Genomic DNA, 21,048 nt, shown 5'->3' on the forward strand with positions numbered 1-21,048 from the left:
ACGAAGAGCCAAGCCGAGCCGAGCCGAACACCAAGGAGTGCCGTGGGCGTCAGCCTCAAGGACGTTGCACAACGGGCGGGCGTGTCCATCAAGACCGTGTCGAACGTGGTGAACAACTATCAGCACGTCACACCCGCCATGCGCACCAAGGTGCAACAGGCCATCGACGAGCTCGGCTACCGGCCGAACCTCACCGCTCGCCATCTGCGCAAGGGCCGCACCGGCATCATCGCCCTCGCCGTGCCCGAATTCGGCAACCCGTACTTCGCGGAACTGGCCGGAGCGGTCATCGACGCTGCGGCCCGGCACGACTACACCGTCCTGGTCGACCACACCGCCGGGCTCAGGGAGAAAGAGCTCCTGGTCAGCCAGGGATTCCGGTCCCACGTGATCGACGGCCTGATCCTCAGCCCCATCCACCTGGAGACCGAGGACCTCATGGCGCGAACCGAGACGGCGCCCCTGGTCCTGCTGGGTGAGCGCGAGTACGAGGCGCCGTACGACCACATCGCGATCGACAACGTGGCGGCGGCCCGCGCGGCCGTGTGCCACCTCGTCGGCCAGGGCAACCGGCGGATCGCCTTCCTCGGATCGCGTACCGGCCGGGAACGCCAGCCCGCGCACCTGCGGCTCCGGGGCTGGCGCGAGGAACTCGCGGCCGCCGGCATCACACCGGACGAATCCCTCGTCGTGGTCACCGACGGCTACGGCCGGGAGGACGGCGCCGCCGGCATGGCGCAGCTCCTGGACCGGGCGGACAGGCCCGACGCCGTCTTCGCGTACAACGACCTCATCGCCATCGGCGCCATGCGGACCATCACCGAACGCGGCCTGCGCATCCCGGACGACATCGCCGTCGTCGGCTTCGACGACATCGAGGAGAGCCGCTACACCACCACCACGCTCACCACCATCGCCCCCGACAAGGAAGCCATCGCCCGGCTCGCCGTCGACAGCCTCGTCGAACAGCTCGCGGGCACGCCCGTCGCCGAACCTCGCCGGCCACGCCCCGGCTACCGCCTCGTCGTCCGCGAATCCACCACGCCCGGGCCCGACTCCGGCCACACCGAGGACCTCTGATGCCGCGCCCCACCGTGCACCGCACCCCGTTCGGCTCCGCCCAGGGGGCCCCCACCGACCTGTGGACCCTCGACAGCGGGACGGGGGTCAGCGCCGGGATACTGACCTACGGCGCGTCCCTGCACCGCCTCACCGTGCCGGACACCGCCGGCGCCACCACCTCCGTCGTCCGCTCGCTCTCGACGCTCGACGACTACACGGCCGAGCACCCCTACTTCGGCGCCGTCGTCGGCCGTTACGCCAACCGCATCGCCCACGGCCGCTTCGTCCTGGACGGCACCGAGCACCACATCCCCGCCAACGACCGGGGCCACGCCCTGCACGGAGGGCCGGACGGCTTCCACACCAAGGTGTGGGAAGGTGCCCCCGACCGCACCGACGACAGCGTGTCCGTACGTCTCACCCTGCACAGCCCCGACGGAGAGATGGGCTTCCCGGGTGCGCTGGACGCCACCGTCACGTACACCCTCGACACGGCGGGCACGCTGGCCGTCGACTACGTCTCGGTGACCGACCGCCCCACGGTCGTCAACCTCACCAACCACGCCTACTTCGACCTGGCCGGCCACGACGACGTCCTGGGCCACCACCTGGAGGTCGACGCCGACGCCTATCTGCCGGTGGACGACGACGGCATCCCCCTGGGACCGCCGGCCGAGGTCCGCGGAACCCCCTTCGACCTCACCGCGCCTCGGGTGCTGGGGGAACGCCTCGCCACCGAGGACCCGCAACTGCGCGCCGCGGGCGGCTACGACCACTGCTGGGTGCTGCGGGACGCGGGCGGCGGCCTGCGCCGCGCCGCACGCCTCACCGCTCCGGACGCGGCACGCGTGCTGGAGGTGTGGACGACCGAGCCCGGCATCCAGGTCTACACCGCCAACCAGCTCGACGGCTCCTTCACGGACGGCACCGGGCGCCGCCACGAGCGGCACGGCTCGGTCTGCCTCGAGACACAGCACCTGCCCGACTCACCGAACCGGCCCGACCTGCCCAGCACCGTACTGCGCCCCGGCGAAACCGCGCGCAGCCGTACCGAACTGCGTTTCCCGCACCTCGGGGATCAACCGATTGCCCTCCGGCGCGGCGGCCTGCTGTAATTCCGGCACCAACCGATCAACCCGGGAGATATCCGTGCGCCGAGCTTCTGTGTTCCCCCCGACAGGAATGCACACCTGTCTCGAGGACCTGAAGCTCAGCGCACACATTGAACCTGGGAATTCTGGCGCACGTCGACGCGGGTAAGACGAGCCTGACCGAGCGGCTGCTCCACGACGCCGGAGTCATCGACACGGTCGGCAGCGTCGACGACGGCAGCACAGACCGACACCCTCGCCCTGGAGCGGCAGCGAGGCATCACCATCAAGTCCGCCGTGGTGTCCTTCGCCGTCGACGGCGTCACGGTCAACCTGATCGACACCCCCGGCCACCCCGACTTCATCGCCGAGGTGGAACGGGTCCTCGGCGTGCTCGACGGCGCGTTATCTGCCTGGAGCGGCCGGCGGGAACCGGTGCGGCCGTGGAGTTCATCGACAAGGAGCCGAATCCCTTTCTCGCCACCGTCGGACTCCGCGTGGAGCCCGCAGCTTTCGGCAGCGGAGTGGAATTCCGGCGGGAAGTGGAGCTCGGCTCCATGCCGTACGCACTGATGCGCGCGGTGGAGGACACCGTGCTGGAGACGCTCGGCCAGGGAATTCACGGATGGCAGGTCACCGACTGCACGGTCACCACGACCCATTCCGGGTACTGGCCCCGGCAGAGTCATTCGCACGCGGTGTTCGACAAGAGCATGTCGAGTACGGCGGGCGACTTCCGTCATCTGACGCCGCTGGTGCTGATGGACGCCCTGAAGCAGGCAGGGACCACGGTGTACGAGCCCCTGCACCGCTTCCGCGCCGAGCTCCCGGCCGATGCGCTCGGCCCGCTCGTGCCGGTCCTCGCCCGGCTGCGGGCAGTCCCCGCGCCCCCGGTGACGCGCGGAGGGGTCTGCACGGTGGAGGGGGTGATCCCCACCGCGCGCGTCCATGAGCTGCAGCTGCTGCTGCCCGGGATGACGCGTGGCGAAGGGATGCTGGAGTCCGCGTTCGAGGACTACCGGCCGGTCACCGGACCTGTCCCGCACAGGTCCAGGACCGACCGCGATCCGCTGAACCGCAAGGACTACCTCCTGCGCACCCTGCGGCGGGTCGACGGCGGGCGGTGAGGGACGGCAGGCGTGACGGACGCGCATCCCCGCGCGCCCGTCATGTCCCGCTTCACTTCAGGTAGCCTCCCGCCGTCCCGTGCGCACGCGCCGCGAGTTCGTCCACCGCACGGGGACGAACCGTCAGGGCATCTTCTCGCCCGACACCAGCTTCGTCACCAGGCGTTCCAGACGGGAGGCCCTGAGCTCCGGCGTCCTCGCCCTGAGGAGCTGCAGGATCACGAGGTACCGGTCCGTCCTGCCGAGCCGCTCGAAGCGTTCCGCCGCGCGCGGCTCGGCTGCCAGCGCGGCGGAGAGATCGGCGGGCACCGTGGCCTCCTTCTGTGAGGGGTAGGCCGTCTCCCAGCGCCCGTCCTCGCGTGCCGCCCGTACCGCGGCGAGTCCGGGCTCCCTCATCCGGCCGGCCGCAGTCAGCGCCTCCACCTTCCGTACGTTCACGAGGGACCACGCGCTTCCCGGCCGGCGGGGCGAGATCCGCTGGAGGTAGTACGTCTCGTCCGAGGACTTGCGCTGCCCGTCGATCCATCCGTAGCAGAGAGCGGTGTCGACCACCTCGGAGGCCGTGACGGATTCGATGCCCGAGCTCTTCTTCGCGATCCTCAGCCACAGACCGGAGGACGCCCCGTGGTGCTCCTCCAGCCATCGCGCCAGGCCCTCCGCCCGCTCGAAGAACAGCGGTTCCGCGCCGGGAGTGGTGTGGTCGGCCACAGTCGTGACGCCTCCTTCGGGAACGTCCCAGGTCTTGGGGAGCAGGCTAGGCGCCCTGTAGGACGGTTGCCGTCCTACAGGGCACCCGGGGCGGCACAGGTCAGTCGGAGGCCGCGAAATGATGGGTGCCCGATCCCATGGTGGAGACGGCACCACCCCCGACGTCCAGCCGCTGGAAGGCCGCAGGGCACCGGCCGGCGCTCCGCCTGTCGCCGCCCGGTACCCACACCTCGGCGGTCGTGTTCGCCGGCAGCACGGCCCGGAGGGCGAAGCCGTCCGCGTCCTTCCTCCACCGCGTGGCGACCCGCCCGTACGCTGAGCCGAACCTGCCTTCGGAACCGTAGGCGTAGCGGTTGAAGGAGTTCTGAGTTCTTCCCGCGTCCTGGAAGCTGCCGTCGGCGGCGCCCCTGTCGATCTGGTAGCCCCAGCTCGGGAAGGTCCTCTGCATGAGCAACGGGTAGGCGGCGTCCGTGTGGCCGGTGTCCGTGAGGCAGGTCCGGGTTCACTCGCAGGAGGAGTCGTAACCCTTCATGCGACCGGCCGAATGGTCCTTCCCCGGTACCGATCGTTGCGCTGTCCGGTTGACGCGGCTCAGGCCCGCCGGGGATGTGGACGAAAGGTCAGGTGTTCGCACTTCGCGGACCTGACGGGTCCGCGATCCGCTCCTCCATCTCAAGGGAGAACGCATGCGCCTGCGCGCCCACTGGGCACCGGCCGCCCTACTGCTGATCGCCCCTCTGATCGGCACCACCACGGCCACGGCCGACACCGGGGAGACCCTCGTGCCGGTGCAGAAGTCGGCCCGGGCCGTGCCCGGGCAGTACATCGTCACTCTCTCGCCCGAGCAGAAGCCTGCCGCCATGGCCCAGCAGCTCGGCGTCAGCACCCTCTTCACCTACAACAAGGTCCTGCACGGTTTCGCGGCCTCGCTCACGGCCGCCCAGCTCGAGCAGGTGCGCGGCGCGGCGGGCGTACAGAGGGTGGAGGAGAACAGTGAGGCCTCCGTCTCGCCACCCGCCGTCAAGCCGGCCGGGAAGCGGGCCGTGGCCGGAAGCTGGGGGCAGGACCGCATCGACCAGCGGAATCTGCCGCTGGACGGCACGTACGACGTGGACGGCACGGGTCAGGGCGTGACCGCGTACATCCTCGACACCGGCATCGAGTCCGGCCACAGCGAGTTCGGCGGCCGGGTGGACGCCGGGTACGACGCGATCGGTGACGGCCGCAACGGTGAGGACTGCAACGGCCACGGCACGCACGTGGCCGGGACCGTGGCCGGTGCGACGTACGGTGTCGCCCCCGCGGCCTCCCTGGTGCCGGTCCGGGTGCTCAACTGCCAGGGCTCGGGCACCTGGGCCGGGGTCATCGCGGGCCTCGACTGGATCGCCCAGAACGCCGAGCAGCCGGCCGTGGTCAACGCCTCGCTCGGCGGGCCCGCGTCGTCGGCCGTCGACGACGCGTTCGACGCGCTCGCGGCGGAGGGCACCCTGCCCGTGGTCGCGGCGGGCAACGAGGACCAGGACGCCTGCGACGTCTCCCCGGCACGCGCCGACGGCGTACTCGCCATCGGCGCGAGCGATGATCAGGACCGGCAGGCGACGTTCAGCAACTGGGGTACCTGTGTGTGGCTCTACGCCCCTGGTGTGGACATCGTGTCCGCGAACCTCGGTGGCGGTTCCACGACCCTGAGCGGAACGTCCATGGCCAGCCCGCACGTTGCCGGTGTCGCGGCGCTCTACAAGGAGCAGAACCCCGACGCGGCCCCGCAGGAGGTCGCCGACTGGCTCGCCGCCGAGGCGACCCCGGACGTGCTGACGGGCCTGGGGTCCGGCTCGCCCGACCGGCTCCTCCACACCGGCGGTCTCTGACCTCCGGCCGGCTCCACGGGAGCGGGGTCCGCGTCCTGCGGGCCCCGCTCCTCGCTGTGTCGTGGAACAGGTACTTTCGGTTGGCTGACCAGGGTACGCAAAAAACTTACGTCGATTGCGTACGTCTTTCGGAGGAAGGGCCGGGCTGCGCAGCCCTCCTCGATGCTTCTCGAGGTACGCCACTCAAGGCCCCTCTGCTGCGCTCTGACGTGTTCCGGTTTCTGTCGCAAGCGTGGACGCTCTCGCACTTCTCTGCAACTCTCTGACCGCAAAGCGCAAAACTCAGCTCGATGCGTGCGGGAACAGGTGCCGCAGGGCTGTGCCGACAGAGCCGCGCCCTCGGCGTGTACCGCGCCGAGGCCGAAGATCGGGGACCTATGAGAGCCCAACGCTGGAGATGGCGGACCCTTTCCGCCGTGGTCACGACCAGTCTTCTGATGATCGGATGGCCGTCGCTCACCGCCGCGGCGGCCGACGGACCGAACATCGCCGCAGGCCGGGCCACGGCGGCGAGCAGTGCCGGCGGCGAGTACGCCGCCCGGAACGTGACGGACGGCAATCAGGCCACGTACTGGGAAGGGACCGGCGGCACACTGCCGCAGTGGGTGCAGACCGACCTCGGCTCCACCGCCAGGGTCGAGGAGGTGCGGCTGAAGCTCCCCGCGAGCTGGGAGAGCAGACAGCAGACGCTCTCGCTCCAGGGGAGCGCCGACGGCACCAGCTTCTCCACCCTGAAGACCTCGGCCGCCTACACCTTCGGTCCCGGCACCTCCAACGAGGTGCGGATCTCCTTCCCTGCCACGCAGACACGTTTCGTGCGGGTGAACATCACGGCCAACACGGGCTGGCAGAACGCCCAGCTCTCCGAGCTGGAGGTCCGTGCGGCGGGGGAGTCGTCGGCGAACCTCGCTGCGGGCCGGACGCTCACGGCGAGCAGCTACACCGAGACGTACGTGGCCGCCCACGGCAACGACGCCAACCGCGCCAGCTACTGGGAGAGCAGGAACAACGCGTTCCCGCAGTGGATCCAGGCGGATCTGGGCTCCTCGGTCCGGGTCGACCGCGTCGTGCTCCGGCTGCCCGACGGCTGGGAGCAGCGGACCCAGACGCTGAAGATCCAGGGAAGCTCCAACGGCTCGGACTTCAGTGATCTGACGGCGTCCAAGGCCTACAGCTTCAGCCCTGCCGGCGGTCAGTCCGCGACGGTCTCCTTCGACACGACCACCACCCGTTACGTGCGCGTGCTCGTCACCGCCAACTCCGTCCAGCCGGCCGCCCAGCTTTCCGAACTGGAGGTCTACGGCCCGGCCACCGGTGACACGCAGGCGCCCACCGCGCCGTCCGGTCTGGCCTTCACGGAGCCGTCGACCGGGCAGATCAAGCTGACCTGGACGGCCTCCTCGGACAACAAGCGAGACCGTCTCCTACCACGTCCGGGCCAAGGACGCGGCGGGCAACCAGTCGGGCAACAGCAACACCGTCACCCGCACCGGCGATTCCGGTGACACGCAGGCGCCCACCGCGCCGTCCGGTCTGGCCTTCACGGAGCCGTCGACCGGGCAGATCAAGCTGACCTGGACGGCCTCCTCGGACAACACTACGTCGTGCGGGCCAAGGACGCCGCGGGCAACGTCTCCGGCGCCAGCAACACCGTGACGCGCAACGGGTCGACGAGCGGCGCCTCCGACCTCGCCGTCTCCAAGCCGATCACCGCGTCCTCGGTGGTCCACACGTTCGTCGCGGCCAACGCCAACGACAACTCCCTCAGCACGTACTGGGAGGGCGCGGGCGGCAGCTACCCCAACACGCTGACGGTCGAGCTGGGTGCCAACGCCGACACGGAGAGCGTCGTCGTCAAGCTGAACCCCGACAGCAGCTGGGGAGCGCGCACCCAGAACATCCAGGTACTCGGACGGGAGCAGGACGCCACCTCGTTCACGAGCCTGGCCGCCGCCAAGGACTACGCGTTCAGCCCGGCGACGGGCAACACGGTGACGATCCCGGTCACCGCCCGGGTGGCCGACGTCCAGCTGAAGTTCACCTCCAACAGCGGATCCGGCGCAGGTCAGGTCGCCGAGTTCCAGGTGCTGGGCGCTCCGGCCCCCAACCCGGACCTGCAGGTCACGGCGGTCGCCGCCTCGCCCTCGGCCCCCGTGGAATCAGACCCCGTCACCCTGTCGGCCACCGTCCGCAACTCCGGTGCGGTCTCCTCTCCCGCCGGGAAGCTGGACTTCGAGCTCGGCGGATCCAAGGTCGCCACCGCTTCGGTGGGCGCTCTCGCCGCAGGCGCCTCCGCCCAGGTCGCCTCGTCCATCGGAGCCCGCGACGCGGGCAGTTACACGCTCGGGGCGGTCGTCGACCCGGCAGACGAGATCATCGAACAGAACGAGACGAACAACCGCTTCACCGGCGGCACCCCGCTGGTCGTGAAGCCGGTTTCCAGCTCCGACCTCGTGGCGAGCGCGGTCACGACCTCCCCGTCGGGCCCCTCGAACGGCGACACGGTCACCTTCTCCGTCGCCGTGAAGAACCAGGGCTCCGTGGCGTCCGCGAGCGGCAGCCACGGGATCACCCTCAGCCTGATCGACTCCAAGGGGGCCACGGTCAAGTCCCTCACCGGCGCGCACAACGGCGCCATCGCCGCGGGTTCCACGACGTCGCCGGTCTCCCTGGGGACCTGGACGGCTGCCAACGGCTCGTACACGGTGAAGGTGGTGCTCGCCGAGGACGCCAACGAACTGCCGGTGAAGCGCGCGAACAACACCAGCACCGAATCGCTCTTCGTCGGGCGCGGCGCCGACATGCCGTACGACATGTACGAGGCGGAGGACGGTGTCACCGGGGGCGGGGCGAAGGTCGTCGGCCCCAACAGGACCGTCGGTGACATCGCGGGCGAGGCGTCGGGCCGCAAGGCCGTGACGCTCGACAGCACCGGAAACTACGTCGAGTTCACGACGCGGGCGCCCACCAACACCCTGGTCACCCGGTTCTCCATCCCGGACTCCGCGGGCGGCGGTGGCATCGACTCGAAGCTGAACGTCTACGTGGACGGTACCTTCCTCAAGGCGATCGACCTCACCTCGAAGTACGCCTGGCTGTACGGGAACGAGACCGGACCGGGCAACGCCCCCGGCTCGGGAGCGCCCAGGCACATCTACGACGAGGCGAACATCATGCTGGGGAAGACCGTCCCGGGCGGCAGCAGGATCCGGCTGCAGAAGGACGCGGCCAACACCAGCACGTACGCGATCGACTTCGTCAGCCTGGAGCAGGTCGCCCAGAAGGCGAACCCCGACCCCGCCCGGTACGCCGTGCCCGCGGGCTCCACCCACCAGGACGTGCAGAACGCCCTGGACAAGGTCCGGATGGACACCACCGGAAGCCTGGTGGGCGTCTACCTCCCGGCCGGTGACTACTCCACCTCGAGCAAGTTCCAGGTCTACGGCAAGGCCGTGAAGGTGGCGGGAGCCGGGCCCTGGTTCACGCGGTTCCACGCGCCGTCCACACAGGACAACACCGACATCGGATTCCGTGCGGAGGCCAGTGCGAAGGGTTCGTCGTTCTCCGACTTCGCGTACTTCGGCAACTACACGTCCCGGATCGACGGGCCGGGCAAGGTGTTCGACTTCTCCAACGTCTCGGACATCGTGATCGACAACATCTGGAACGAGCACATGGTGTGCCTCTACTGGGGGGCCAACACCGACAACGTCACCATCAAGAACTCCCGGATCCGCAACATGTTCGCCGACGGCATCAACATGACCAACGGCTCCACGGACAACCACGTCACGAACAACGAGGCGCGGGCCACCGGGGACGACAGCTTCGCGCTGTTCTCGGCGATCGACGCCGGCGGCGCGGACATGAAGAACAACGTGTACGAGAACCTGACGTCGATCCTCACGTGGCGGGCGGCGGGAGTGGCCGTGTACGGCGGCTACGACAACACCTTCCGCAACATCCACATCGCCGACACCCTGGTGTACTCCGGGATCACTGTGAGTTCGCTGGACTTCGGCTACCCGATGAACGGGTTCGGGACCGGCCCCACGGCGATCGAGAACGTCTCGGTCGTGCGGGCCGGCGGTCACTTCTGGGGGACGCAGACCTTCCCCGGGATCTGGCTGTTCTCGGCCTCCAAGGTCTTCCAGGGCATACGGATCTCGAACGTGGACATCGTCGACCCGACGTACAGCGGGATCATGTTCCAGACGAACTACGTGGGAGGGCAGCCGCAGTTCCCGATCAAGGACACGGTGCTCACCGACATCTCGGTCTCGGGCGCACGCAGGAGCGGCGACGCCTTCGACGCGAAGTCGGGCTTCGGGCTGTGGGCGAACGAGATGCCGGAGGCCGGCCAGGGGCCTGCTGTCGGTGAGGTCACCTTCAACGGACTGAAGTTCAGCGGCAATGCCCAGGACGTGAAGAACACCACCTCCACCTTCAAGATCAACATCAACCCGTAGCAGGCCGGGACGGCGCGGAGGGGTGCTCCCCGGGGCTCCGGAAAGGGGTCCCGGGGCGCCCGGTGTCCGCGTAACCTCTTGCAATCAGAAGTCCGCCTCTTGCGGACCTCGGGCGCGGAGTCGGCGATGAGCCCCTCCCTGCCGACCGGGACGTGGGCGGTCGGGCGGGTCGTGCGGCGCGCCCGACTCGTCCGGGATGAGTCGGGAGGAGTGGCTCCATCGAGGCGCCGGGCTACTCCAGCCCGGCGCCTCACCGCATGCGGAGTGCTGTCAAACATTTACCAAATCTGCGCGAGATATTGCGCTTACTTGTCGCCGGTGGTTGAGTGTGCCGCGCCCCGGCAGACAGCCGGCCGAGGCCTTCCGCGCTCATGCCCGAAGGGGACCACCGATGAGAAGTGCTGGGTTTCGCCGTACCCGCCGTGCCTCCGCGGCCGCCGTCGTCACCGCGCTCGCCCTGACCGCCCTTGCCTCCTGCGGCACGAGCAGCAGCGGCGGCGGGGACGACGACTCCGGCAGTGGCTCGTCCGATCCGTCGGCGCCGCTCGACCCGAAGGCCGAGGTGACGCTGTCGATCGACTGCATGCCGCCGGCCGCGAAGGCCGCGGAGCTGCGCGAGTGGAACGAGGACGTCAAGACGTTCAACAAGAAGTACCCGAACGTCAGGATCAACGGGAAGTCGACGCCCGGACAGTGCCTGGAGCCGCCGCGCTTCACGGCCATGCTCAAGGGCAAGTCGCAACCGGACGTCTTCTACGCGTACTTCACCGACCTCCAGCAGGTGCTGGACAACGACGGTGCCGAGGACATCTCCGCCTACGTCAACGACACATCCGTACCCGCTCTCAAGGACATCCAGCCCCAGGTGCTCGACGTCGCCCGCAAGGACGGCAAGCTCTACGCGCTGCCTACCAGCAACTACACCATGGGTCTCATGATCAACCGGAAACTGTTCACGCAGGCCGGGCTGGATCCTGACACCCCGCCGGCGACCTGGGAGGAGGTCCGCGCCGCGAGCAGGAAGATCGCGGCGCTCGGCAAGGGCATCGCCGGTTTCGGCGAGTACAGCGCCGGCAACAACGGCGGCTGGCACTTCACCGCCGCACAGTACGGCCTGGGCGGGGACGTCGTGGACGCGAGCGGCAGGAAGGCCGCCTTCAACGACGACAAGGGCAAGCAGGTCCTCCAGCAACTGCACGACATGCGCTGGGAGGACGACAGCATGGGACGGACCCAGCTGCTGAAGTGGGGCGATCTGCAGAAGCAGATAGCCACCGACAAACTCGGGATGTTCCTCGCCGCGCCCGACGACATCACGTACATGGTGCAGCAGCTCGGCGCGACGTACGAGAACTTCGGCATGGGGCCGATCCCCGGCGCCGAGGCCACTCTGTTCGGCGGAAACAACTACATGGTCAAGAAGGGCAGTTCGCCCGACAAGATCAAGGCCGCCGTCGCCTGGCTGAACTTCCAGAACCTCACACCGAAGAAGGGGCAGTTCGACTGGGGCCGCAGGAAGGCCGACAACCTGCCCGTCGGGCTTCCCCAGCCCAACTTCTTCCTCGGTGAGAGCAAGAAGGCGGACGACGCCGAGCGTGTCACCCACGCCACGATGCCCGTCGAGAACTTCAGGGCCTTCATGGACAACCCCGTCCAGGGGAAGGCCGAGCCGCCGAAGGCCCAGGAGATCTACAAGATCCTCGACAACGCGATGTCCGCCGTGCTGACCAACAAGGACGCCGACATCGACAAGCTGCTCGACACCGCCGAGCAGCAGGTCAACCAGGTCCTGGCGAACCAGTAGCGGAGGGGCGGACGCCGGGCCGGGCGGGCCCGGCCCCGCATCCCGACCCGCCGTCGGCGAGCGACCGTACCGGCACCGAGGAGACACCATGTCGGCCCCCACCCTGTCCACCGGGAAGGCGAGCGCACCGCCACCCGGGCACCACCACCCCACCACCGGGCCGGACTCCGCCCGCGAGGAGTTCGTGCGCGCCCTGCGCCGCAACATCACGGCGCACGGCTTCCTGATCGGAGCCGTCCTCTGCTTCTCCTTCTTCTCCTGGTATCCGATGGTCAGGGAATTCCTCCTGGCCTTCCAGAAGACCGAGGACGGCAGGACGACCTGGGCCGGCTGGTCCAATCTGAGCTACGTCTTCAACGACCCCGCGTTCTGGCAGGCCTGGCGCAACACCCTGCTCTTCACCGTCCTGGCGCTCCTGCTGGGCTTCGCCGTCCCGTTCGTCGTGGCCGTCGTGCTCAACGAGTTCCGGCACGCGCAGGGATACCTGCGCCTGCTGGTCTACCTGCCCGTCATGCTGCCGCCGGTCGCCTCCGTACTGCTCTTCAAGTACTTCTACGACCCCGGCTACGGACTCTTCAACCGCATCCTGGAATTCCTCCACCTGCCCGCCCAGCAATGGCTCCAGGACCCCGGCACCTCCATGCTGTCCGTCGTCATCGCCTCCACCTGGATGAACATGGGAGGGGCCACACTGATCTACCTCGCCGCACTCCAGGGCATCCCCGGCGAGCTGTACGAGGCGGCCGAGCTCGACGGCGCCGGGCTGTTCCGCAAGATCTGGCACGTCACCATCCCGCAGACCCGTCTCATCCTGTCGCTCCTGCTGCTCATGCAGATCATCGCGACGATGCAGGTCTTCACCGAGCCGTTCCTGCTCACCAACGGCGCCGGCCCCGAAGGCTCCACCACGACCGTCGTCTACCTCATCTACCAGTACGCCTTCAACTTCAACAACTACGGCGGAGCGGCGGCCCTCGGCCTCCTCCTGCTGGTCGTACTCGCGGGCTTCTCCGCGGTGTACGTACGCCTCAGCCGCAGCAGTGAAGACTAGGACGGGAGCACGACGATGGCATCGAGCACGCTTGTCTCCCGGCGCGGAACCCGCGGACGGAAGGCCCGCCGCCGGGACACGGGCCAGGGCCGCCAGCGGACCCTCATCTCACCGGCCCAGCTCGGCCGGCCACGGGGAAGGGCTGTCTACTGGATCGTCTTCGCCCTGGTGGCGCTGGGCTTCACCCTCGTGTTCCTCGGCCCCCTCTACTGGATGGTGACCGGCGGCCTCAAGACCACCCAGGAAGTCGTACAGAGCCCGCCCACCGCCTTCCCCTCCTCGATCCACACGGAGAACTACTCCCAGGCGTGGAACGTGATGGACCTGGCCCAGCTGCTCCTCAACACCCTCTACTACGCGTTCGGAGCGCTCGCCTTCCAGCTCGTCCTCGACGTGGCCGCCGCCTACTCGCTGTCCAGACTGCGGCCGGTCTTCGGCAGGGCCATCCTCGGCATGATGCTCGCCACCCTCATGATCCCGGCGACCGTCCTCGTCGTGCCGCAGTACCTCACGGTCCTCGACGTGCCGATCTTCGAACGCAACCTGCTCAACTCGCCCTGGGCGATCTGGCTGCCGTCGGTCACCAACGCCTTCAACATCTTCCTGCTGAAGCGGTTCTTCGACTCCATACCGGGCGAACTCCTCGATGCCGCGGCCATGGACGGCGCCTCACCCCTGTGCACCCTGCGCTCCATCGTCCTGCCGATCTCCCGGCCGATCCTCGGGGTCGTCTCCATCTTCGCGGTCGTCGGGGTCTGGAAGGACTTCCTCTGGCCCATGCTGACCCTGCCCGACCCGGGCAAGCAGACCCTCAACGTCGGCATCTACTCGCTGTCCAACGGGGTCCCGCAGAACGTCCTCATCGCCGCGCTCACCATCGCGTCCGTACCGACGCTGCTCGTCTTCCTGCTCTTCCAGCGCAACATCATGAGCGGTCTCACCGCGGGCGGCCTGAAGGGTTGACGCATGGTGCTCCCCGTTCGGATCAGGCGGGGCTCCCTGATCCGGTCCGACCGGACGGGAGACCCCTCCGAACCACCGCCTTCCACCAGCACTCCGCCGCCGGCCCTCCCGCCGCACGCCCCGCGTCCGGGCCGGGGGCGGAGTACCTCCTGCCCGAAAGGAACGCCACGTGGCAGCCAACCGTCCGACCGAGGCCACCGCACCGTGGTGGCGCGACGCCGCCATCTACCAGATCTACGTACGCAGCTTCGCCGACGGCGACGGAGACGGCACAGGTGATCTCGCGGGAGTACGGGCCAGGTTGCCCTACCTGGTGGAACTGGGCGTCGACGCCCTGTGGTTCACCCCCTGGTACCTCTCCCCCCTGGCCGACGGCGGCTACGACGTGGCCGACTACCGGGCCATCGATCCCGCCTTCGGGAACCTCGCCGAGGCGGAGAAGCTCATCGCCGAAGCCCGTGATCTGGGCATCCGCACCCTCATCGACATCGTCCCCAACCATGTCTCCGACCGGCACAGCTGGTTCGAGGCGGCGCTGGCCGCCGCACCCGGCAGTCCCGAACGCGACCTCTTCCACTTCCGGGAGGGACGCGGCGACCACGGGGAGCTCCCGCCCAACAACTGGGTCTCCGAATTCGGCGGCACCCCGTGGACCAGGGTCGACGACGGCCAGTGGTACCTGCACCTGTTCGCCCCGGGCCAGCCCGACCTCAACTGGGCGCACCCCGCGGTCCGTCAGGAGCACGAGGACGTGCTGCGCTTCTGGTTCGAACGGGGCGTCGCCGGCGTGCGGATCGACTCGGCGGCCCTGCTGGCCAAGGACCCGGCCCTGCCCGACTTCGCCGAGGGCACCGACCCCCACCCGTACGTCGACCGCGACGAACTCCACGACATCTACCGCTCGTGGCGCGCCATCGCCGACCGGTACGACGGCATCTTCGTCGGCGAGGTCTGGCTCCCCGACTCCGAACGCTTCGCCCGCTACCTGCGGCCGGACGAGCTGCACACCGCCTTCAACTTCAACTTCCTGGCCTGCCCCTGGGACGCCGGGCTGCTGCGCTCCGCGATCGACGACACGCTCGCCGAGCACGCCCCCGTGGGAGCACCCGCCACCTGGGTGCTGTGCAACCACGACGTGACCCGCACGGTGACCCGGTACGGACGTGAGGCGACCGGCTTCGACTTCGCGGCCAAGGTCTTCGGCACGCCGACCGACCTGGAGCTTGGCACCCGCAGGGCGCGGGCCGCCGCCCTGCTCTCGCTGGCGCTGCCGGGCGCCGTCTACCTCTATCAGGGTGAGGAACTCGGACTGCCGGAGGCCGACATCCCCCGCGACCGGATCCAGGACCCCATGCACCTGCGCTCCGGGGGCACCGACCCCGGGCGGGACGGCTGCCGGGTGCCCCTGCCCTGGTCCGCCGACGAGCCCGGCGCGGGCTTCGGATCCTCGGCCGAACCATGGCTGCCCCAGCCGGCGGGCTGGTCCGCGTACGCCGCCGACGGGCAGAGCACCGACCCCGGCTCCATGCTCACCCTCTACCGTGAGGCACTGCGACTGCGCCGCGGCGAACCGGGTTTCGCCGCCGCCCCGGGCGAGACCGCCGAGGGCCGGCTGGACTGGCTGCCCTCGGCACCGGGCGTCCTCGCCTTCCGGCGGACTCACGGACTGATCTGTGTCGTCAACCTTTCGGGGAGCCCGGCCCAGCTCCCCGGCCACGACGAGATCCTGCTGACCAGCGCCCCGCTGGAACCCTCCGGTCTGCTGCCCGACGATACGGCGGCCTGGCTGCGAGGGACGCGTTAGCGGGGGAGCGGGGGCTGCGGCACAGTGGTCGTATGGATGATCTCAACGCTCTCGCCGACGAGCACCTGGCCGCCGCCCGCGCCCACGCGCACGGACGCAGCGCGCATCTGCTGCTGCGCCAGGAGCCCTTGCGGCAGACGGTGATCGCGCTCACCGCGGGGTCCGCCCTCGACGAGCACAACGCGCCGCCCGCCGCGTCCCTCCAGGTGCTGCGCGGTGCGGTACGGATCACCGCGGAATCCGGAGACGTGGACCTCGCGGCGGGCGGGCTGCACCCCATCCCCCAGGAGCGGCACGGACTGCTGGCGCTGGAGGACGCGGTGGTGCTGCTCACCGCCGTGAACGACTGAGCGCACCTGGAGTACACCCGCGGGACCGAGGCATGAGAGAAAGGGGGACAGCCGGGGCGCCGGGCACACCGGTGGCGGCGTCCTGTCCGTCCGCCTTCCTACGTCCCACGGAGTATCCGCGTGCCCAGCAGGACCCACGACCCCGTCGCGGAAGGAACCCTGTCCCCGGCGGGGCGCACCCCGGGGAGGCACTGGCGTGCCGCTCTGCGCCGCACCCCCGTATCGCTGTGGAACGACGACCTCTCCGACTGGGCGGCAGCCCTCACCTACTACGCCATCCTGGCGCTGCTCCCCGCCCTCCTCGTCACCGTCTCCGTCATCGGTCTGGCGAACCCGGGTGCCACCAACGCGCTGATCGCCGACATCACGGCCTTCGCCCCGGCCGAATCGGGAGCGGCGCTGCGGCGGCCGCTGGAGGCGGCCACCCAGGAGCGCACGGCCGTCTGGCTGCTGGTCGCCACCGGCAGCGTGAGCGCCGTGTGGTCGGCCTCCAGCTATCTGGCGGTCTTCCGCAGGGCGATGCACGCCATGCACCAGGTGAAGGACACCCGGCCCGCCCTGCGCCAGGCGCACGTCATCGTGGCCTCGGCCGTCGGCTTGCTCGTCCTGCTGATGGCCAGTGCCTTCGCGCTCGTACTCACCGGGCCTCTGGCGCGCTGGCTCGGACGGCGGGCCGGGCTGGCACACGCGGGTGAGACGGTGTGGGCGGGCCTCAAATGGCCCGTGATGCTCTGCCTCGTCGCCTGCCTCATCCTGGTCCTCTTCAGCACCGGTCCGCGCTCCGCGCGGAGTGTGCGGCAGGCGCTGCCCGGTGGGGTGCTCGCCGCCTTCCTGTGGCTGATCGCCTCGGCGGGATTCGCGCTGTACGCGACCCACATCGGCAGTTACAGCCGGCTGTACGGCTCGCTGGCCGGCCTGGTCGTCTTCCTGATCTGGATCTGGTTCACCAATCTCGCGCTCCTGACCGGAGCCCAGTTCAACGTCGAACTGGCCCGCACGGAGGCCCACAAGGTGCGGGAGGAGACCTGAGGCGCCAGCGGACCTGATGCGTCCGAGGGGGCTTGTGGGAGCGCTCCCAGGGCGGAAGTATGGGGCGATGACCCGGACCGCGTACGTACGCCCCTACCGGCACGCCGACCAGCAGGCCCTCGCGGACATCTGCGTCCGCACGGCTGACGACGGCGGTGACAGCACACATCTGTATCCCGATCCCGGGCTGATGCCCGCGCTGTTCGCCGAGCCCTACGCCCACCTCGAACCGGACCTGGTCTTCGTCCTGGACGACGGGTCCGGACGTGCGGTCGGGTACGTGCTGGGGACGGCGGACACACGGCGGTTCGTGGAGGCCTTCCGGGAGACCTGGCTCCCCCGGGTGGCGGACCGGTTCCCCGAGCCCGTGGGGGAACCGGAGTCGCTGACCGAGAGGATGACGGCCCTCCTTCACCGCCCCGAGCGCATGATCCTTCCTGAGCTGGACGAGTACCCCGCGCACCTGCACATCGACCTGTTGCCGCCGTGGCAGCGCAAGGGCCACGGCAGGGAGCTGATGAGCGCGTTCCTGGACGCGCTGCACCGCAAGGGGGTCCGAGCCGTCCACCTGTCCATGGTGACGGTGAACGCCCCGGCCAGGGCGTTCTACGACCGGCTCGGGTTCCAGGTGGTCGACGTGCCCGACCCCGGCGCGCTCACCTATCTGGGGCGCCCGACGGAGGGTGTGGAGCCGACGGGCTGGGCAGGTAGTGGGTGGCGAGCCCGGGAGAGGGCCCGGGACGCCGGTTCGGAGAGGTGAGTGTGATGCCGGAGCAGAGCGCGTGGAGCTTCGCGGACGACCGGGGCCGGCTGGTGGCGGCGGACAGCCGGCCGTCCCGGGTGCTCGCGTACGTCCAGGCGGGAGCGACGCTGTGGGACTACGGGATACGCACGGAGGGCGTCTTCGGGTCCGGGCACGACGGGGCGGAGCCCGACCGGGCCAAGACCGGATCGCTCCCGCTCGACGTCGTGGACTACCGGGGTGCGGGCGACGGCCTCGACGTGGACACGCTGTTACGCGGGGGTCCCGACCTGGTCGTCGCCGTCAGCTACGGCCACGGCCAGCTCTACGGACTGGACCCGGACACCGCCAAGCACCTGGAGGAGCACGTCCCGGTCGTCGTGATCGACGTGGGCCAGGCCCGCACCCTCGACCGGGTGGCCGCGCGGTTCGCCGAGCTCGCACACTCGCTCGGCGGCGCGCCGGTCCCGGGCGCCGCGGGCGAGCTGCACGCCGCCCGTGAGCGGCTCCGGGCCGCGGCCCGTGCGACGTCACCCGGTCCCGGGGTGCTGGCCCTCTCGCCCGCGAGCCAGGAGCAGGCCTATGCCGCCCGCCCCCGGATGTGGCCCGAACTGCGTGTCCTGGCAGAGCTGGGCGTCGGCCTCGTGTCCCCTCCGGAGGGCGCCGGTGTCAACTGGGCGACCGTCGACTGGGCGGCCGCGGCAGCCATGCGGCCCGGCATCGTCCTTGCCGACACCCGGTCCAACGCGCTCCCGCTGCACGAGATCACCGCCCCTGCCTGGAGGGCCGCCGGGGCGCGCGCGCGGATCGTGCCGTGGAACCCGGAACCCCTGTGCAGCCCGCAGGGTCATGCGCGCTTCCTCGCGCTCGTCGCGGACGCGGTGGAGGGGGCGGCCGCCGGCTGAAAAGGATTCCCAAAAATATTCTGCAAAAACTATTTGGCAAAGTGTCGATGCGCTCTAGGCTGCCGCCATGGACAGCGACACGACGCACCGTGTGATCGATCCCGAGCGGGACCCGGCGGCCCTGAAGGCGCTCACTCACCCCCTGCGCCTCAGGCTGCTCGGCCTCCTGCGGCTGCACGGTCCCGCCACCGCCAGCGAACTGGCGGCCAGGACCGCGGAGTCGTCCGCCTCGACCAGCTACCACCTGCGGGTGCTGGCCAAGTACGCCTTCGTCGCGGAGGCGGAGCACCGCGACGGACGTGAGCGCCGCTGGAAGGCCGTGCACTCCGTCACCTCGGCGGACAACGCGGCGATGCTGGCCACGCCCGCGGGCCGGGCCATGCTGGTCCTGGGCAGACGCCGTCAGATCGAGCACCTGCAGCAGACCATCGAGCAGCACGAGGCGGACATCGACACGGGCCGGCTCGGCGAGGAGTGGCACGACCCGTCCGGGATCGACGACCTGATGCCGCGGCTGACGCCGGAGTCCCTCCGCGAACTCCGCGACGCGATCACGGCCAAGCTCACGGAGCTGACCGCACGGGACGAGCACGACCCCCGGGCCCGGAGTGTCGTGCTGCTCACCGCAGGACTCCCGCTGGCGGCGGGCGCCCCCGCCGCCGAAGCCGCCCGCGAGACGGGCATCACCCGGTGACCCCCGCGAGCCGGGCGGCCGAGGCCGCACCGCCCGATGAACGCACCGCCCGCCGCCGGTTCGTCACCGTGTCCTTCCTCTTCTGGCTGCCCGCAGGCCTCGCTCTGGCCTCGATGGTGCTGCTCCTCACCGAACGGGGCCTCTCCCTCGCCGTGGTCGCCGCGGTGTTCGCCGCCCACTCCCTGACCGCGGCCGCGCTGGAACTCCCCACCGGCGGCCTCTCCGACGTCATCGGCCGCCGCGCCGTCCTGGCCTGCGCAGGTGTGCTCAACGCCTGCGCCCTCACCCTCATAGGCCTCGGCACGACCCCGTGGGTGCTCGCCCTCGGCGCGGCTCTCATGGGTGCGGGCCGCGCCCTGTCCAGCGGGCCCGCCGAAGCCTGGTACGTCGATACCGTTCACGCCCACGCCGGCCCGGGGGCCGACCTCCGTACGGGACTGGCGCGCGGCGGCGCCGCCTCGTCCGGCGCGCTCGCGCTCGGGGTGCTGCTCGGTGGCGTGCTGCCCTGGCTGCTCGGCCTCGGCCCGGACCCGGGGGCCCGGGTCCGGGCGTTCACCTCGGATCTCGTCGTGCCGCTGTCCGTCCCCGTGCTGCTGGGCGTGGCCGTCGAGATCGCCTTCGTCCTCTACGTCCTGACCGCCCTGACCGAGCCTCCCCGCCCGGCGGCCACCCTGCGCGGTGTCCTGCGGGGCGTGCCCGGTGCCGTCGCCGCCGGGCTGCGGCTCGGCGCCAAGGACATGCTGATCCGCCGCATCCTGCTGACCGCTGGCGCCGCCGGCACCGCGCTCGCGGCCCTCGAACTGCTCACGCCGGGCCGCGCCGCGGCACTGACCGGGACGGCGGAGTCCGGTGCCGTGCTCTTCGCCGGTCTGGCCGCCGCCGGGTTCGTCTGCTCGGCGCTGGGCAGTCAGCTGGCGCCGCTCGTCGCCCGGCTCGCCGGAGGCGGCGAACGCGCGGTCCTGGCAGCGCTCGCCGCGAGCACGGCCGGCCTCCTGGCGCTCGGCGCCACCGTGTCCGCCACCGGCGTACCCGCACTGACCGTGGCCCTCGCCGGATACGGACTGGTCTACCTGGGCCTGGGAGCCGCAGGGCCCAGCGAGAACGACCTCCTGCACCGACGCGTCGACGCCTCCGGAAGGGCGACCGCCCTCTCCGTCCAGTCCCTCGCCATGCAACTGGTCGGGGCCGCGGGCGGCGTGGTCGTCGGCGTACTGCCCGCAGGACCGCTGCCCTGGCTGCTCGGTGCCGCCGTGCTGCTGGCCGGGACACTGCTGTGGGCCAGGCGCGACGCCGTCGTCGCACCACAGGCCGGGCCCGCCCCCGTCGCCGAGTAGGGGCGGTGCCGACCAGCTGCCCCGTACGGACGCCCCGGATCGCGTCC

General features: G+C 70.3%; 14 protein-coding genes and 4 pseudogenes. 16 read left to right on the forward strand and 2 right to left on the reverse strand.

Going from position 1 to position 21,048, the window contains the following annotated elements; genetic code table 11:
* Positions 1–42 precede the first annotated feature (42 nt).
* The 4 genes and pseudogenes from OO67_RS29500 to OO67_RS29510 form a co-directional block, all read left to right on the forward strand.
* Complete coding sequence (locus tag OO67_RS29500) at positions 43–1,080, forward strand: LacI family DNA-binding transcriptional regulator (protein ID WP_033304810.1); 1,038 nt, start codon at positions 43–45, stop codon at positions 1,078–1,080.
* Positions 1,080–2,177 (forward strand): aldose epimerase family protein, encoded by a 1,098-nt coding sequence (locus OO67_RS29505; protein WP_033304811.1) that lies wholly within the window; start codon positions 1,080–1,082, stop codon positions 2,175–2,177. The genes OO67_RS29500 and OO67_RS29505 overlap by 1 nt, the downstream gene beginning before the upstream one ends.
* Before the next feature lie 107 nt (positions 2,178–2,284).
* A pseudogene (locus OO67_RS40930) lies at positions 2,285–2,561 on the forward strand (GTP-binding protein); the annotation flags it as partial.
* Positions 2,561–3,280 (forward strand): annotated as a pseudogene (locus OO67_RS29510) (GTP-binding protein); the annotation flags it as partial. The pseudogenes OO67_RS40930 and OO67_RS29510, both read left to right, overlap by 1 nt.
* Positions 3,281–3,403: 123 nt before the next feature.
* Here OO67_RS29510 and OO67_RS29515 read toward each other — a convergent pair.
* Both OO67_RS29515 and OO67_RS29520 read right to left on the reverse strand, forming a co-directional pair.
* Positions 3,404–3,988, reverse strand: coding sequence for a YdeI/OmpD-associated family protein (locus OO67_RS29515; RefSeq protein WP_078598349.1), 585 nt, complete (start codon positions 3,986–3,988; stop codon positions 3,404–3,406).
* A gap of 100 nt (positions 3,989–4,088) precedes the next feature.
* Positions 4,089–4,469: pseudogene (locus OO67_RS29520) on the reverse strand (alpha-L-rhamnosidase C-terminal domain-containing protein); the annotation flags it as partial.
* Between the two features lie 205 nt (positions 4,470–4,674).
* Here OO67_RS29520 and OO67_RS29525 point away from each other — a divergent pair.
* The 12 genes and pseudogenes from OO67_RS29525 (at position 4,675) to OO67_RS29580 (ending at position 21,001) form a co-directional block, all read left to right on the forward strand.
* Entirely contained in the window at positions 4,675–5,856 is a 1,182-nt protein-coding gene (locus OO67_RS29525) for a S8 family peptidase (RefSeq protein ID WP_033304813.1), read from the forward strand.
* Between the two features lie 377 nt (positions 5,857–6,233).
* Positions 6,234–10,325 (forward strand): annotated as a pseudogene (locus tag OO67_RS29530) (discoidin domain-containing protein).
* Positions 10,326–10,716: 391 nt separating this feature from the next.
* Positions 10,717–12,129, forward strand: coding sequence for an extracellular solute-binding protein (locus tag OO67_RS29535; RefSeq protein WP_033304814.1), 1,413 nt, complete (start codon positions 10,717–10,719; stop codon positions 12,127–12,129).
* Between the two features lie 88 nt (positions 12,130–12,217).
* Positions 12,218–13,180, forward strand: coding sequence for a carbohydrate ABC transporter permease (locus OO67_RS29540; RefSeq protein ID WP_033304815.1), 963 nt, complete (start codon positions 12,218–12,220; stop codon positions 13,178–13,180).
* Between the two features lie 15 nt (positions 13,181–13,195).
* Positions 13,196–14,143: a carbohydrate ABC transporter permease gene (locus tag OO67_RS29545; protein ID WP_078598350.1), complete on the forward strand. Its 948-nt coding sequence runs from the start codon at positions 13,196–13,198 to the stop codon at positions 14,141–14,143.
* A 169-nt stretch (positions 14,144–14,312) separates the two neighbouring features.
* A complete protein-coding gene (locus OO67_RS29550) occupies positions 14,313–15,947 on the forward strand; it encodes a glycoside hydrolase family 13 protein (protein WP_033304816.1) in 1,635 nt (544 codons plus the stop codon).
* A 32-nt stretch (positions 15,948–15,979) separates the two neighbouring features.
* Positions 15,980–16,297 (forward strand): cupin domain-containing protein, encoded by a 318-nt coding sequence (locus OO67_RS29555; RefSeq protein ID WP_033304817.1) that lies wholly within the window; start codon positions 15,980–15,982, stop codon positions 16,295–16,297.
* A gap of 159 nt (positions 16,298–16,456) precedes the next feature.
* A complete protein-coding gene (locus OO67_RS29560; protein ID WP_033305011.1) occupies positions 16,457–17,326 on the forward strand; it encodes a YihY/virulence factor BrkB family protein in 870 nt (289 codons plus the stop codon).
* Positions 17,327–17,393: 67 nt separating this feature from the next.
* Positions 17,394–18,086, forward strand: coding sequence for a GNAT family N-acetyltransferase (locus OO67_RS29565; RefSeq protein ID WP_033304818.1), 693 nt, complete (start codon positions 17,394–17,396; stop codon positions 18,084–18,086).
* A 5-nt stretch (positions 18,087–18,091) separates the two neighbouring features.
* Complete coding sequence (locus OO67_RS29570; RefSeq protein ID WP_033305012.1) at positions 18,092–18,973, forward strand: hypothetical protein; 882 nt, start codon at positions 18,092–18,094, stop codon at positions 18,971–18,973.
* Between the two features lie 67 nt (positions 18,974–19,040).
* Positions 19,041–19,667, forward strand: coding sequence for a helix-turn-helix domain-containing protein (locus OO67_RS29575; protein ID WP_033304819.1), 627 nt, complete (start codon positions 19,041–19,043; stop codon positions 19,665–19,667).
* Complete coding sequence (locus OO67_RS29580; RefSeq protein ID WP_051709995.1) at positions 19,664–21,001, forward strand: MFS transporter; 1,338 nt, start codon at positions 19,664–19,666, stop codon at positions 20,999–21,001. The genes OO67_RS29575 and OO67_RS29580 overlap by 4 nt, the downstream gene beginning before the upstream one ends.
* The last annotated feature ends 47 nt before the right edge of the window (positions 21,002–21,048 follow it).

Source organism: Streptomyces atroolivaceus (assembly GCF_000717025.1).
In the GTDB taxonomy this organism is placed as follows: domain Bacteria; phylum Actinomycetota; class Actinomycetes; order Streptomycetales; family Streptomycetaceae; genus Streptomyces; species Streptomyces atroolivaceus.